The 14874-nt window shown below is 72.6% G+C and carries 9 protein-coding genes; 2 read left to right on the top strand and 7 right to left on the bottom strand.

The annotated features are described in order from the left end of the window. Nucleotides 1-67: 67 nt before the first annotated feature. The 4 genes from ACZ4YL_RS17995 to ACZ4YL_RS18010 form a co-directional block, all read right to left on the bottom strand. Nucleotides 68-1711 (bottom strand): serine/threonine-protein kinase, encoded by a 1644-nt coding sequence (locus ACZ4YL_RS17995; protein ID WP_468117502.1) that lies wholly within the window; start codon nt 1709-1711, stop codon nt 68-70. 125 nt (nt 1712-1836) lie between these two features. Further along, nucleotides 1837-4356: a protein kinase gene (locus ACZ4YL_RS18000; RefSeq protein ID WP_468117504.1), complete on the bottom strand. Its 2520-nt coding sequence runs from the start codon at nt 4354-4356 to the stop codon at nt 1837-1839. Between the two features lie 78 nt (nt 4357-4434). Next, nucleotides 4435-6405 (bottom strand): protein kinase domain-containing protein, encoded by a 1971-nt coding sequence (locus ACZ4YL_RS18005; RefSeq protein WP_468117737.1) that lies wholly within the window; start codon nt 6403-6405, stop codon nt 4435-4437. A 917-nt stretch (nt 6406-7322) separates the two neighbouring features. Beyond that, nucleotides 7323-9041: a glycerol-3-phosphate dehydrogenase/oxidase gene (locus ACZ4YL_RS18010; RefSeq protein WP_468117505.1), complete on the bottom strand. Its 1719-nt coding sequence runs from the start codon at nt 9039-9041 to the stop codon at nt 7323-7325. Between the two features lie 229 nt (nt 9042-9270). Between ACZ4YL_RS18010 and ACZ4YL_RS18015 the strand changes: the two genes are divergently transcribed. Continuing rightward, the gene (locus tag ACZ4YL_RS18015; protein WP_468117507.1) at nt 9271-10500 is read left to right on the top strand and encodes a nucleotide sugar dehydrogenase; all 1230 of its coding nucleotides are present in this window, start codon (nt 9271-9273) and stop codon (nt 10498-10500) included. Between the two features lie 116 nt (nt 10501-10616). Beyond that, nucleotides 10617-11081 (top strand): hypothetical protein, encoded by a 465-nt coding sequence (locus ACZ4YL_RS18020; RefSeq protein WP_468117508.1) that lies wholly within the window; start codon nt 10617-10619, stop codon nt 11079-11081. 73 nt (nt 11082-11154) lie between these two features. On the opposite strand, the gene ACZ4YL_RS18025 is transcribed toward ACZ4YL_RS18020, so the two are convergent. From ACZ4YL_RS18025 to ACZ4YL_RS18035, 3 genes are all read right to left on the bottom strand, one after another. After that, on the bottom strand, nt 11155-12279 hold the full coding sequence (locus ACZ4YL_RS18025; protein ID WP_189733282.1) for a GuaB3 family IMP dehydrogenase-related protein: 1125 nt from the start codon (nt 12277-12279) through the stop codon (nt 11155-11157). Between the two features lie 143 nt (nt 12280-12422). Next, entirely contained in the window at nt 12423-13922 is a 1500-nt protein-coding gene (guaB, locus tag ACZ4YL_RS18030; protein ID WP_468117510.1) for an IMP dehydrogenase, read from the bottom strand. A gap of 264 nt (nt 13923-14186) precedes the next feature. Next, the gene (locus tag ACZ4YL_RS18035) at nt 14187-14816 is read right to left on the bottom strand and encodes a sigma-70 family RNA polymerase sigma factor (protein WP_030389108.1); all 630 of its coding nucleotides are present in this window, start codon (nt 14814-14816) and stop codon (nt 14187-14189) included. Nucleotides 14817-14874: the final 58 nt, after the last annotated feature.

Consider the following 14874-nt stretch of genomic DNA (forward strand, 5'->3'; position numbering starts at 1 on the left):
CCCGCCGGTAACCGGATTTTGCCATTTCCGCCAGTGATCGCTGGCAGGATGCCGGAACCGGGGCGGATCAGGGCTTCCCGGCGGGCGGCTCCCAGCCGCTGAGCACGATGTCGAACTGCTGCTCGGTCGTGGCCCAGCTCGCCACCGGGCTCGACATGTAGATGGCGTACTCCGTGTTGTCCGGGGCCACGTACATCTGCTCCTTGGCCCTGCGCGGGCCGGGGTGGTTCTGCTTCTCCGTCCAGGTGAAGTCCCAGAGCGCGGCCCGGGTGCTGTCCCGGAAGGTGTTCTGGTTCAGCCGCACCTTCTTGTAGTCGGTGCGCTTCGCCACCTGCTTCTCCAGGTCGAGGAGGTGCGCGTACGGGTCCTTGTAGTCCGGGGTGGAATCGGAGGCGATCCGGATGAAGTGCTTCCCGTCGTCCGGGGTGTAGTCGATCTGGTCGCCGTTCGCCTTGCGCGTCCAGCCGTCCGGGACGAACAGCGTGAAACCGGCGATGGGGTCGACGACCTTGTTGTAGCCGGCCGGAGGGGCCGCCGCATGCGCCTTCCCGTCGTCGCCCGACTGCCCGGCCGTCGAGCTCGCGACCCGGTCCGGATCACCCTCCGTCCCCGAGTCCGCGTTGTACTTGAGCACTCCGAACACACCGCCGCCGCCGAGCAGCGCGGCCACCAGGGCCACCACCGCGGCGCGCTTGAGCCAGCCGCCGTCCCGGTCGGCGGGCGCGGCCGCGGACACCGCCCCGGAGACCGCGGGCTCCGCCAGCGCGGCCGTCTGCGCGACGTCCCCCGACGGAGCCGGCACCTCGGATCGTTCCTGCGCCGGGGCCAGTTCCTCCGGGGTCACCGCACGCGTGGGCACGTACGCCTGCGCGGCCTTCGGCTCGCGGCCCTCCATCGCCTCCAGCAGCATCCGCTCGGCCTCCTCGGCCGAGGGGCGCTCCGTCGGATCCTTGCGCAGCAGGGCCGTGATGACCGGCCCGAGCGCCCCGGCCTGGCGCAGCGCCGGCGGCTCGTCGTTGACCACGGCCTGCAGGCTGGAGATGGGCGACGTACGGCGGAACGGCGAACGGGCCTCCACCGCCGTGTAGAGGGTGGCGCCCAGCGACCACAGGTCGGAGGACGGGTCGGGGATGCCACCGGTGACCCGCTCGGGCGCCAGGTAGTCGATGGAGCCCACGATCTCGCCGGTGCGCGTGATCGACGAGTCGCCCTCGATCGCGGCGATCCCGAAGTCCGTGAGCAGCACCCGGCCGTCCTTGGCGAGCAGCACGTTGCCCGGCTTCACGTCACGGTGCAGTACGCCGACCGCGTGCGCGGCGCGCAGCGCGCCCAGCACGTGCAGGCCGATCCGGGCCGCCTCGCGGGGCTCGATCCGCCCGGCCGCCTTGGCCGCATCCGCGAGGGAGGGCCCGTCGATGTACTCCATGACGATCCACGGCCGGTCGTCGTGCTCCAGGACGTCGTGGACGGTGACGACCGCCGGGTGCTGGATCCGGGCCGCGGCCCGGGCCTCCTTCTGCGTCCGGGCGTGCATGACGTCCCGGTCGGCCTGGGCGACGTACAGACCCGCCGTCAGTTCCTTGACGGCGACGGTCCTGTGGAGCAGCTCATCATGCGCACGCCACACCTTGCCCATGCCGCCCCGGCCGATCGGCTCGACGAGCCGGTACCGGCCCGCCAGCACGGCGCCCCCACCTGTCTGCTGTTCCACGAAATCCCGCCGCTCTCTGCACTTCAGGCCAGATTACGGATCCCGGAGGGGCTGCCGGAACCGCCCGGGCGCCGAAAGACGGCACTGTGACGCAATCGCCGTACTGATCAGTCGTCAGTATCCGTTCAACCGCCCGCCTTGTAACTCGCCGTGGCCTTCTCGAAGACCTCGGTGACCTTGGACTGCTCGTCCTCCGGACCGGTGACCAGGACGACGTGGTAGCTGCCGCCCAGCGCCACGACGAAGTTGCGGGCGAAGACGTTGCGGCCGGTCCCGTCGATCCACGTGTACCGGCCCGTCGCGCGCAGTTGCTGGCCCACCTTGGTGGTCTTCACATCGCCGACGGTCGACCAGGTGGACGTCCGGTACGGCGTCAGCTCCGGCTCCTTGTCCTTCTGGTACGCCGCCGGATCCGGATTGCCCTGGACCTTGTCGCGGCCGGGGACGACGGTCAGCACGAACTGCCCGTCGGTGTACCGGACCTGACCGGACTCATTGATTCCGCGACGCTCCCAGCCGTCGGGCACGACGATCTCGAAGTGCTCCGGGTCCAGTTGGGTGGTGTAACCCGCCGGGGCGGGCGCCGGGGCGGCCGGTGATTCGGCGGGCACCGTCGTCTGCGGGGCGGGCTTGGACTCGGGCGTGCCCGAAGGGACCTGGGAGGGGCTCGGCTTCGCCGGCGCCTGCGCGGTGCCGCCCTGGGACGCGCCCGCGGGCTCCTGGTCGGCGGCCCGGGGCAGGAACAGCATCGCGTACGCCACCCCGCCGGCGAGGAGGACCAGGATCCCGACGAGCAGGGTCCGCCCGAGGGCGCGCGGCTTGCGGGGGCCCGCGGGGTTGCGGTGGCGTCCGTGGACCTCACCGCGGCGGCGTACGACGGGCAGCCGCGCCGGATCCGGTTCCGGCATCGGAAGCGCCCCGAACCCTGCGTCCGGCTCGGGCGCGGACCGTACGAGCGACCGCAGCCAGCCGCGGAGCTCCTCGAAGTCGGGCCGCTCGGTGGGGTCCTGGCGCAGCAGCGACTCCACGATCGGGCGCAGCGCGCCGCACTCCTCGGCGAAGGCGGGCGGCTCCGCGCAGACCATCTCGACCAGCTCGGCGACGTTGTCCTCCGGGTACGGGGCATGCCCCTGCACGGCGCGGTAGAGCAGCGCGCCGAGCGCCCAGAGGTCGGTGGCGGGCCCGACGGGGGCCGCGAGCTGCCAGTGCCCGTGCACGGGGCCGGCCTGCTCGGGGGCCCACCGTTCGGTGACGGCTCCGACGACAGCCATCCGAGTCTGCCGCGCGCGCTCGGCGTCCAGGCCGGTCCGCGGCCCGGACCAGCCGTTGCCGGCGGGCTGTGGCCGGTCGGGGGCGGCCGGGGCCGGGGCGTCGGCCTGCCGGTAGCCCTGGGGCAGGGCGAGTTGGGCGGGCAGGGCGGGGCGCTCGGGCTGTGCCTGCGGTGCCTGCTCCGGCTCCGGCTGGGGTACGGGCTCGGGCAGGTGCTCGGGATCGGGTACGGGCTCCGGCTCCGGCTCCGATTCCGGGGCGGGTGCGGGTGCGGGTGCGGGAAGCTCCGCCCGGCGGGGGGTTGCGCCGTGCCAGGGGGCGGTGGCGCCGGCCTCCGGGCCGCCGTACGGGTACGAGTACCCCTGCGGGAGGGTCGACCCCTCGGGGCGGCGCTCCGGCGGCGCACCGGCCTCGATCTCGGCCGCCGCCCCGGCCCTGCGCTCCTCGATCACCCGGGCGGCGGCGGCCCGCGCTCCGGCCCGGTAGGCGGCGATGGCCCCGGCCCGCGCGGCGGCCTGGACGTCGGGGCGCTCCTGCGGACGGCCGGGGGTGATGTGATCGGTGTACCGCGGCCCGGTGTCGTATCCGGGGGCCACGAGCGGCGCGTACGCGACGTCCACCGGGCCGGCGGCGGCCGGAGTCGGGTCCGGGACCGGGACCGGATCCGGGACCGGATCCGGAGCTGGGACGGGCGGCGGAGTCCGTACAGGGACCGGGACTTGAGCCGGGACCGGAGCAGGAACCGGGGCGGTGGTGGTGGCGGCGGTACCCCATCCCGCTCCTCCGCCGCCGGTGTCCTCCGCGCTCGGGACGGGGTCGTACCCGCACAGGGCCTCCTCCGCCGCGCCGGCCGCAAGGCCCGTCAGCACGACGCGGCCGTCCTCGCACACCAAGACCGTCCGGACGGTGATGTTCCGGTGCGTCCAGCCGTGCGCGTGCAGCACCCGCAGCGCGGTCAGCACGTCCGACGCCACCTCGGCGGCCCGGTAGGGGCTCAGCGGTTCATCGGCTATCAGCGCGGCCAGCGGCCGGGCCGGGACCAGTTCGCTCACTATCCACAGCGACTCGCCCTCGGCGAACACGTCGAAGACCTGGTCCAGCCGCGGATGGTCCGGGATCGAAGCCGCGGCCTGCGCCGCCTCGATGGCGCGGCGCACGGCCGGCAGATCGGCGGGCGAGCGGCGCGCCGCCGGGACGGCCCGCGGCCCGTCCAGCAGCTCCGCGTCCACGACCTCCGGTAACGGAACCTGCCGTACCAGGACTTCCTGCCCGCTGCGCGTGTCAAAGGCGCGGGTCTCTATCAGTTCGTACTCGTCGGACGGCGGCAGGGGCAGGCGGTAGCGGCCGGCCAGGATCCGGCCCGCGTACTCCTCCACATCGCCTCCCCCGAGTGCGGCGGGCTCCCCATGGCCCCTCCGACACGATACGTCGCCGGGGCCGCCCGCGTCCCGAGGTCAGCCGAGCGGCTGGAAGGTCTCGAAGGCGACGTTGCGCATCTGGGTGCACTCGGGGCCGTCCCACTGGTCGGCGGCGCAGCTGATCATGATCGCGTAGCCGTGCGTCGCATCCAGCTTGAAGCCACGGTTGAGCACCCGGACCTTGGTCCCCTTCTGCTCCCGCTCGAACTCCCAGTCGGCGACGGTCGGATAGCCCCGGTAGTCCACCACGTCGATGCGGATCTGCCGGTACCCCGTGCTGCTGCCGGCCACGGAGGGGGCCGACTTGACCCAGGCGAGGCGCGCGTCGTCGCCCGGCTTGCCGGTGTAGTCGACCTGGATCCGCGGGAATCCGCCGCTTTCACGGGCGTATATGGCGCCGGAGTTCTCGCCCGCTATGCCGATCTGCTTGAAGCCCTCGGGCATCGCCATCGAGAAGTGGAACCCGAACTCCTGAACCAGGGCGTATCCCGCCGGAAGTGCGCCGCCGGCCCCGCCGGACGTGGCGCCCTGGCCTTGGCCCACGCCCGGGGACTGCTGGCCCTGGCCCGGCTGACCACCGGTGGCGGTACCCGTACCGGCGCTGCCGCTACCGGCCGTCTCACCCGTGTTCCCCGAGGGCTTCGGGGAGGTCTCCCCGGTACCGCTGCTGCCGCTGCCGCCGCCCGGGTCCTTCGGGGCCGAGGCCGCCGGAGTGGGCTTGCCGCCGCCCTTGCTCTCGTCCTTGGTGTCCTTGTCGTCGTTGCTGAAGGCGTAGGCGATGAGCGAGCCGACGACCGCCAGCACCACGACCAGGGCCGCCGCCGCGAGCACGATGGTGCGGCGCTGCATGACGTCCGTGAGCGGAGCCTTGACGGGGGACGGCTTGGACTTCGGCGGCTCCGCGGCGGTGACGGCCGTGGTGGCGGCCGCGGCCGTCGCCGCCTTGCGGGCAGCCTTCAGCGCGGCGCGGGCGCGTTCGCGCTGCTCGCGGTCGCGCCGCTCGCGTTCCTTCTTCGCCGCCCGCTCGGCCGCCTTCTCCGCCTTGTCCGCGGCGGCCTTCTCCACGGCCTGCTTGGCGTCGGCCAGCGATATCTGCCGGGTCTCCTCGGCCGCCGGAGCCGGTACGGGGGCGGGCGCGGGCTCGGGCGCCGCGAGGACGGCGCCCAGCATCGCCCGGGTGCGGGCTTCGTCGAGCCGGTGGGTCGGGTCCTTGGCGAGCAGGCCGTAGATGACCTCGGCCAGCGGACCGGCGTTCTTCGGCGGGTCCACCGGCTCGGTCATCACCGCGGTGAGGGTGGCGAGCGCGGATCCCTTGTCGTACGGGGGCACCCCCTCGACGGAGGCGTACAGCAGACCGCCGAGCGACCACATGTCGGCGGGCGGGCCGGGCTTGTGGCCGCGGGCGCGCTCGGGGGAGATGTAGGAGGGGGCGCCGACGAGCATGCCGGTGGAGGTGACGGAGGGGTCGCCCTCGACCTGCGCGATGCCGAAGTCGGTCAGGACGACACGGCCGTTGCCGGCGATGAGCACGTTCGACGGCTTCACGTCGCGGTGCAGGATGCCCTGGCCGTGCGCGGCGCGCAGCACATCGAGCACCGCGAGGCCGACCTCGGCTGCGCGGTGCGGGGTGAGGGGGCCGTTCTCCCGTATGAACTCGGCGAGCGAGGGGCCCTCGATGAGCTCCATGACGATCCATGGCCGGCCGTCCTCGTCGACGACGTCGTAGACGGTGACGGCGCCGCCGCTGCGGATCCGGGCAATGGCCTTGGCCTCGCGGAGGGTGCGGGTGATGAGGCGTCGCTTCTCGTCTTCGTCGACCCCGGTGCTGAAGCGGAGCTCCTTGACGGCGACGGTCCGGCCCAGGGTCTCGTCCTGGGCCCGCCAGACGGTACCCATCCCGCCCTTGCCGAGCACGGCCCCCAGCCGGTAGCGCCCGGCCAGCAGCCGTCCCTCGTCCTGCCCGCTCGCGGCGGCCTTGGCCGCGGCGGCCTTGACGGCGGCGGCCATGGCATCGGCCTTCTCGACGACGGGATTGACCACCTCACCCCCCGCCTTGGGCGCGGGCACGTCCTTGCGCAGCCCCGGCCCGGCAGCCGCAGGCTTCGCAGCCGCGGGCTTCGCCACCGACGCAGCGTCGGCTGCAGGCTTCGCACCCTCAGGCTCCGCCGCAGGCACCCCGGCAGGCGCAGCATCAGCCGCCGGCTTCTCTGCCTCGGGCTCCGCCACCGGCTTCGCCGCCTCGGGCTTCGCCTTGGGCGCGGGCACGTCCTTGCGCAGCCCCAACCCGGCAGCCGCAGGCTTCGCGTCCTCGGGCTCCGCCGCAGGCGCAGCGTCAGCCACCGGCTTCGCCACCTCGGGCTTCGCCCTGGGCGAGGGCACGTCCTTGCGCAGCCCCAACCCGGCAGCCGCAGGCTTCGCACCCTCAGGCTCCGCCGCGGGCAACCCGGCAGGCGCAGCGTCAGCCGCCGGCTTCTCTGCCTCGGGCTCCGCCACCGGCTTCGCCGCCTCGGGCTTCGCCTTGGGCGCGGGCACGTCCTTGCGCAGCCCCGGCTTGGCAGCCGCGGGCTTCGCGTCCTCGGGCTTCGTCACCGGCGACCCGGCAGGTGCGTCCGAAGGCACGGCACCAGCCGCAGGCTTCCCACTGCCGGGCTTCGCCGCAGGCGACCCCACAGCCGAAGCCGCGGCGCCAGCCCCAGACTTCTCACTGCTGGGCTTCGCCGCAGGCGACCCGGCAGGCGACTCGGTGTGCTCCGGCTTCGACATGCGTCCCCTCTGCGATCGTGCCGCTGCTCCGCCTGCCCCAGCGGCTGAGCGACCCGGCGGCCGGGGCTCGTGGTAACCCGCCCCGGCAGAACCCTCATTCTTCCTCACTCCGCAACGGACGGGCGCCCCGGGTCCGCGGTTCCCCCCTCCACATCCCGGAGTTACAACGGAACGATGTCGGGCGCGCCCAGCCGCGCCGCGTCCGCCGTCTGGTCGTCCGGCTGGCGCTGCGATTCCCGCTCCGCCTGGACCCGCTTCTCGTAGTGCTCCACTTCCTTCTCGATCTGCTGCTTGTCCCACCCCAGCACCGGCGCCATCAACTCCGCGCACTCCCGCGCCGACCGCGTCCCCCGGTCGAAGGTCTCGATCGAGATCCGTGTCCGCCGCGTCAGCACGTCGTCCAGGTGCCGGGCCCCCTCGTGCGAGGCCGCGTACACGATCTCCGCCCGCAGGTAGTCGTCCGCGCCGGACACCGGCTCACGCAGTCCCGGATCGGCGGCCATCAGGTCCAGCAGTTCCTCCGTCAGCGACCCGAAGCGGTTCAACAGGTGCTCCACCCGCACCACATGAAGCCCCGTCCGGGCTGCGATCCGCGCCCGCCCGTTCCACAGCGCCCGGTATCCCTCCGCCCCCACCAGCGGCACGTCCTCGGTCACGCATTCCGCCACCCGCTGGTCCAGGCCGTGCACGGCCTCGTCGACCGCGTCCTTCGCCATGACCCGGTATGTCGTGTACTTGCCCCCGGCGACCACCACCAGCCCCGGCACCGGGTGCGCGACCGTGTGCTCGCGCGACAGCTTGCTCGTCGCGTCCGACTCTCCGGCCAGCAGCGGCCGCAGGCCCGCGTACACGCCCTGGACGTCGTCGCGCGTGAGCGGCACGGCCAGCACCGAGTTCACGTGCTCCAGCAGGTAGTCGATGTCCGCGCTCGACGCCGCCGGGTGCGCCTTGTCCAGGTCCCAGTCGGTGTCCGTGGTCCCCACGATCCAGTGGCGGCCCCACGGGATGACGAACAGCACCGACTTCTCGGTCCGCAGGATCAGTCCGGTGCTCGAATGGATCCGGTCCTTCGGTACGACCAGATGGATGCCCTTCGAGGCCCGTACGTGGAACTGGCCGCGCTCCCCGATCAGCGCCTGGGTGTCGTCCGTCCACACTCCCGTCGCGTTCACGACCTGCTTCGCGCGGATCTCGTATTCCCCGGTCGCCCCCCGCCCCCCTTCCACATCACGCACCCGCGCGCCGACCACCCGTTCGCCCTCACGCAGGAAGCCGATGACCCTCGCCCGATTGGCGCAGTGCGCCCCGTACGCGGTGGCCGTCCGCACGAGCGTGGTGACGTAGCGCGCGTCGTCCATCTGGGCGTCGTAGTACTGCAGGGCCCCCACCAACGCGTCCTTGCGGAGCGCCGGCGCCACCCGCAGCGCGCGCCCCCGCGACAGGTGCCGGTGCACGGGCAGGCCGCGCCCGTGGCCGCTGGAGACCGACATCGCGTCGTACAGCGCGACGCCCGCCCCGGCGTAGAGCCGTTCCCAGCCCTTGTGCTGCAGCGGGTACAGGAAGGGCACCGGCTTCACCAGGTGCGGGGCGAGGCGCTCCAGCAGCAGCCCGCGCTCCTTCAGCGCCTCGCGCACGAGGGCGAAGTCGAGCATCTCCAGGTACCGCAGGCCGCCGTGGATCAGCTTGCTGGAGCGGCTGGAGGTGCCCGAGGCCCAGTCCCGCGCCTCCACCAGGCCGGTCGACAGGCCGCGCGTCACGGCGTCGAGCGCGGTGCCGGCGCCCACCACGCCCGCGCCCACCACCAGCACGTCCAGTTCCCGCTCGGCCATCCGGGTGAGGGCCTCGGCCCGCTGCACCGGCCCCAGTGTCGCTGTCCTCACGGCTGCCTCCCGTTGGTGCGGATGAGATCCCGCTCACATGCCCCGTTCCACGATTCTGACCGCCCGCACCCACATCAGCCACCGCCTGTGGACAACACAACGGTGGCGTTCACTCCAGAATGCGACATATCTGTCATATATAAGCCTAGTCTGACATTGCGCCAGCTCCCCTGCCCCCCGGAGAACTTGCGCGGCAGCCCCCTCATGTCAGGGAAGGGACGGCACCCCCATGCCCGCAGATCTCGCCGTCATCGGACTCGGCCATCTCGGCCTCCCGCTCGCCCAGGCGGCCGTCGCCGCCGGAATCGAGACGGTCGGCTACGACAGCGGTCCGGTCACGGACTCCACCCTCACCGCCGCCGAGATCCGCCGCATGTCGGCGGCCGGCTTCCGGGTCACCACCAACCCCGCCGAGCTCGGCCGGGTCCGCACGGCCGTCATCTGCGCCCCCACCCAGCTCGGCGCCGATCGCGCACTGGACCTCTCCGCCGTCGGCGAGGCCGGCCGTGCGCTCGCCGCCCGGCTGCGCCCCCACACCACCGTGATCCTCGAATCCGCCGCCCACCCGGGCGTCACCGAGGACTACCTCCGCCCGATCCTCGAAGCCGGCTCCGGGCTGCGGGCGGGCCGCGACTTCCACCTGGCCTACTCCCCCAGCCGCCTCGACCCGGGCAACCGCACCCACGGCATCTCCAACACCCCCAAGGTGATCGGCGGCCTCACCCCGGCCTGCACGGAGTCCGCGCACGCCTTCTACGCCCGCCTCACCGAGAAGGTGGTCCGCGCCCGCGGCCTGCGCGAGGCCGAGACCGTGCAGCTCCTCGAAACGAACTACCGCCACGTCAACATCGCCCTCATGAACGAGATGGCGGTGCTCTGCCACGACCTCGGCGTCGACCTGTGGGACGTCATCCGCTGCGCCGAGACCAAGCCGTACGGATTCCAGGCCTTCCGCCCCGGCCCGGGGGTCGGCGGCCACGGCGTCCCCCTCGACCCGAACTACCTCCCCCACACCACGCGCACCCCCGGCCACCCCCTGCGCATGGTCGGACTGGCGCAGGAGATCAACGACCGGATGCCGCAGTACGTCATCCAGCGCTCGGCCACCCTGCTGAACGAGCACGGCAAATCCGCCCGCGGGGCCCGCGTCCTGCTCCTCGGCGTCACCTACAAGCCCGACCTGGCCGACCAGGAGGGCTCCCCGGCCCGCGAGATCGCCAGCCGCCTCCTCGACCTGGGCGCGCTGATCAGCTACCACGACCCGTACATCACGGGCTGGCGGGTCAGGGACCAGCCGGTCCCCCGCGCCGAGTCGCTCTACGAGGCCGCCGCGAACGCGGACCTGACCATCCTGCTCCAGCACCACCGCACCTACGACCTGCAGGGCCTCGCCGTGAAGGCCCAGCTGCTCCTGGACACCCGCGGCGCCAGCCCGGCGGGCGCCGCCCACCGCCTCTGAGCTCCGGAAAATCCCCCCAACAGATGTCCGGGGCTGCTGCTAGCCTGCGGCGTCACTTATCTCGCACATACGTCTCTATGGACAGTTGTGCGTGCGTATCCCTGGGGGGATTTTCCATGAGCCAGAACTTCACGCCGCCCGCGCCCGACTCCTACACGGCGGCTCCCGCCCCGGCCCGCAGCGGCAACGTCGGCCTGGCGATCCTCGGGGCGGCCGTCACGGCCCTGGCCGCGGGCGCCGCCTACGGCGGCCTCATGGGCGCGATCGAGTACCAGATCGGCTACGTGGCAGCCGGTGTCGGATTCCTCGTCGCCCTCGTCGCCGTCCGCCTCGGCGGCAACAACCCCGTCCTCCCGACGGTGAGCGCCCTCCTGACGCTGGCCGGCGTCTACGCGGGCTACGTCCTGGCCGAGGCGATCGCCATCTCCAAGGACTACGCGGTCTCGGTGACCGAGCTGCTCACGAGCGAGATCGCCCAGGTCCACCGGTCCTACCTGGACACGTTCGACCCGATCTCGGTCCTCTTCTTCGCCATCGGCGCGTACGCCGCCTTCCAGACGGCCCGCAAGACCGCCGCCTGACCTGCGCCCCGCACACGCCGGAGGGCCGGCACCCCGAGTGGGGGTGCCGGCCCTCCGGCGTACGGCGGAGCGATCAGCGGCTGTGCTGCGAGTCCGCGATCGTGACCTCGACCCGCTGGAACTCCTTGAGCTCGCTGTAGCCGGTGGTGGCCATCGAGCGGCGCAGCGCGCCGAAGATGTTCATCGAGCCGTCCGGGGTGTGCGAGGGACCGGTGAGGATCTCCTCGGTGGTGCCCACGGTGCCGAGGTCGACCTTCTTGCCGCGCGGCACGTCCTCGTGGACGGCCTCCATGCCCCAGTGGTTGCCCTTGCCGGGCGCGTCGGTGGCACGGGCCAGCGGGGAGCCCATCATCACGGCGTCCGCGCCACAGGCGACGGCCTTCGGGATGTCGCCGGACCAGCCCACGCCGCCGTCGGCGATGACGTGCACGTAGCGGCCGCCGGACTCGTCCATGTAGTCGCGGCGGGCCGCGGCCACGTCCGCGACGGCGGTCGCCATCGGGACCTGGATGCCGAGCACGTTGCGCGTGGTGTGCGCGGCGCCGCCGCCGAAGCCGACGAGGACACCGGCCGCGCCGGTGCGCATCAGGTGCAGGGCCGCCGTGTAGGTGGCGCAGCCGCCGACGATGACCGGGACGTCGAGCTCGTAGATGAACTGCTTGAGGTTCAGCGGCTCGGCAGCGCCCGACACGTGCTCCGCCGACACCGTGGTGCCGCGGATCACGAAGATGTCCACGCCCGCGTCGACGACGGCCTTGGAGAACTCGGCCGTGCGCTGCGGGGACAGCGCGGCGGCGGTGACGACACCGGAGTCGCGCACCTCCTTGATCCGCTGCCGGATCAGGTCCGCCTGGATCGGCGCGGAGTAGATCTCCTGGAGGCGGCGGGTGGCCGCGTCCTCGTCCAGCTCCGTGATCTCGTCGAGCAGCGGCTGCGGGTCCTCGTACCGGGTCCACAGGCCTTCGAGGTTCAGCACACCGAGGCCGCCGAGCTCGCCGATGCGGATGGCGGTCTGCGGGGAGACGACCGAGTCCATGGGGGCGGCCAGGAAGGGGAGCTCGAAGCGGTACGCGTCGATCTGCCAGGCGATCGAGACCTCCTTCGGGTCCCGGGTACGCCGGCTCGGGACGATGGCGATGTCGTCGAACGCGTACGCCCTGCGGCCGCGCTTGCCGCGCCCGATCTCGATCTCAGTCACGTGTGGTGGCCTTTCCTCTGGGTCTGCCCGTCCAGTATCCCCGAATGCCGGGGGCCCGCGTTCCGGTGACCGCTGTACGGACGCCCGCGCGGGCACGGCGAAGGGGGCGGGCCCGATGGACCCGCCCCCTCAGCTCATACCGTTCAGCCCTTGCGGGAGTAGTTCGGTGCTTCGACCGTCATCTGGATGTCGTGCGGGTGGCTCTCCTTGAGGCCCGCCGAGGTGATCCGGACGAACCGGCCGCGGTCCTGCAGCTCGGGGACCGTGCGGCCGCCGACGTAGAACATCGACTGGCGCAGGCCACCGACGAGCTGGTGCACGACCGCGGAGAGCGGGCCGCGGTAGGGGACCTGGCCCTCGATGCCCTCGGGGATGAGCTTGTCGTCGCCGCCCACGCCCTCCTGGAAGTAGCGGTCCTTGGAGAAGGACTTCTGCTCGCCACGGGACTGCATCGCGCCGAGCGAACCCATGCCGCGGTACGACTTGAACTGCTTGCCGTTGATGAAGAGCAGCTCGCCCGGGGACTCCTCGCAGCCCGCGAGCAGCGAGCCGAGCATCACCGTGTCGGCGCCCGCGACCAGGGCCTTGGCGATGTCGCCGGAGTACTGGAGGCCGCCGTCGCCGATGACCGGGACACCGGCCGCCTTGGCGGCGAGCGAGGCCTCGTAGATCGCGGTGACCTGCGGGACACCGATGCCGGCGACGACGCGGGTGGTGCAGATGGAGCCGGGGCCGACGCCGACCTTGATGCCGTCGCAGCCGGCGTCGATCAGTGCCTGGGCGCCGTCACGCGTGGCGACGTTGCCGCCGATGATGTCGACGGTGGAGTTCGACTTGATCTTGGCGACCATGTCGCCGACCAGGCGGGAGTGACCGTGGGCGGTGTCGACGACGATGAAGTCGGCGCCCGCCTCGATCAGGGCCTGGGCGCGCTCGTACGCGTCGCCGGCGACGCCGACGGCCGCACCGACCAGGAGCCGGCCGCCCTTGTCCTTGGCGGCGTTCGGGTACTTCTCGGCCTTGACGAAGTCCTTGACCGTGATGAGGCCCTTGAGGATGCCCGCGTCGTCGACCAGCGGAAGCTTCTCGATCTTGTGGCGGCGCAGCAGCTCCATGGCGTCCACGCCCGAGATGCCGACCTTGCCCGTGACGAGGGGCATCGGGGTCATGACCTCGCGCACCTGGCGGCTGCGGTCCGACTCGAAGGCCATGTCGCGGTTGGTGACGATGCCGAGGAGCTTGCCGGCGGGGTCGGTGACCGGGACGCCGGAGATGCGGAACTTCGCGCAGAGCTGGTCGGCCTCGCGCAGCGTCGCGTCCGGGTGCACCGTGATCGGGTCGGTGACCATGCCGGACTCGGAGCGCTTGACCAGGTCGACCTGGTTGGCCTGGTCGGCGATGGAGAGGTTGCGGTGCAGCACGCCGACGCCGCCCTGACGGGCCATGGCGATGGCCATGCGGGCCTCGGTGACCTTGTCCATGGCGGCGGACAGCAGCGGAACGTTCACGCGCACGTTGCGCGAGATGAGGGAAGAGGTGTCGATCGCATCAGGCGCCATGTCCGACGCGCCCGGCAGCAGCAGCACGTCGTCGTAGGTCAGTCCGAGCGTGGCGAATTTGTCGGGCACTCCGTCGGCGGTCATGACACCTTCCCAAATGGTCTTGCTCAGCGCGGATGTCCATGCTAACGGGATCCCGACGCGTCTCATTCCACGACCAAGGTCAAGCAGAAGATTCGTCGTTTCCTACGACTGCGGTCCGCGACCGAGGCCCACGCCGAGCCACCGGCGTGGATCTGCGCGGACCCGCACGGACCGGTTCGGACGCGCACGGACCTGTGCGGAGCCGCACACGGACGGAGGGCGGCACCGCACGGCCCGCGAGGGCCCGCACGGCCGCCTGCCGCTCTACTGCTCGGCGAGTGCCCGCAGACGGCTGAGCGCGCGGTGCTGGGCCACGCGCACGGCCCCCGGGGACATGCCGAGCATCTGCCCGGTCTCCTCCGCGGTCAGCCCGACGGCCACCCGCAGGACGAGGAGCTCGCGCTGGTTCTCCGGAAGGTTGGCCAGCAGCTTCTTGGCCCAGGCGGCGTCGCTGCTGAGCAGCGCGCGCTCCTCCGGGCCCAGCGAGTCGTCGGGCCGCTCCGGCATCTCGTCGGAGGGCACGGCCGTGCTGCCGGGGTGCCGCATGGCGGCCCGCTGCAGGTCGGCGACCTTGTGCGCGGCGATCGCGAAGACGAAGGCCTCGAAGGGCCGCCCGGTGTCCCGGTAACGCGGCAGCGCCATCAGGACGGCGACGCAGACCTCCTGCGCCAGGTCTTCCACGAAGTGACGAGCGTCACCCGGCAATCGCGAGAGCCGGGTGCGGCAGTAGCGGATCGCGAGGGGGTGCACGAAGGCGAGCAGGTCGTGCGTGGCCTGCTCGTCGCCCTCCACCGCCCTGCGTACGAGCGCGCTGACGCCCCCGGCACTGCCGCCTTTGGCGGCGCCGGTCGGGCCTGTGGCCGCGGGTGACCCCAGGGCCTCGTCGTCGCGCATCAATCCATGGTGCCTTGGCGCCGGAGCATCCGCGCCGCCATGGCCCTTGTTGTGCATC

This window comes from Streptomyces sp. NPDC030021 (assembly GCF_055574035.1).

What these genes read in the sequence shown, in the direction of transcription:
- ACZ4YL_RS18005 (WP_468117737.1), bottom strand. Translation starts at nt 6,405, where the DNA reads ATGGCCGCCGCCGTCAAGGCCGCCGCGGCCAAGGCCGCCGCGAGCGGG.
- ACZ4YL_RS18015 (WP_468117507.1), top strand. Translation starts at nt 9,271, where the DNA reads ATGCCCGCAGATCTCGCCGTCATCGGACTCGGCCATCTCGGCCTCCCG.
- ACZ4YL_RS18020 (WP_468117508.1), top strand. Translation starts at nt 10,617, where the DNA reads ATGAGCCAGAACTTCACGCCGCCCGCGCCCGACTCCTACACGGCGGCT.
- guaB (WP_468117510.1), bottom strand. Translation starts at nt 13,922, where the DNA reads ATGACCGCCGACGGAGTGCCCGACAAATTCGCCACGCTCGGACTGACC.
- ACZ4YL_RS18035 (WP_030389108.1), bottom strand. Translation starts at nt 14,816, where the DNA reads ATGCGCGACGACGAGGCCCTGGGGTCACCCGCGGCCACAGGCCCGACC.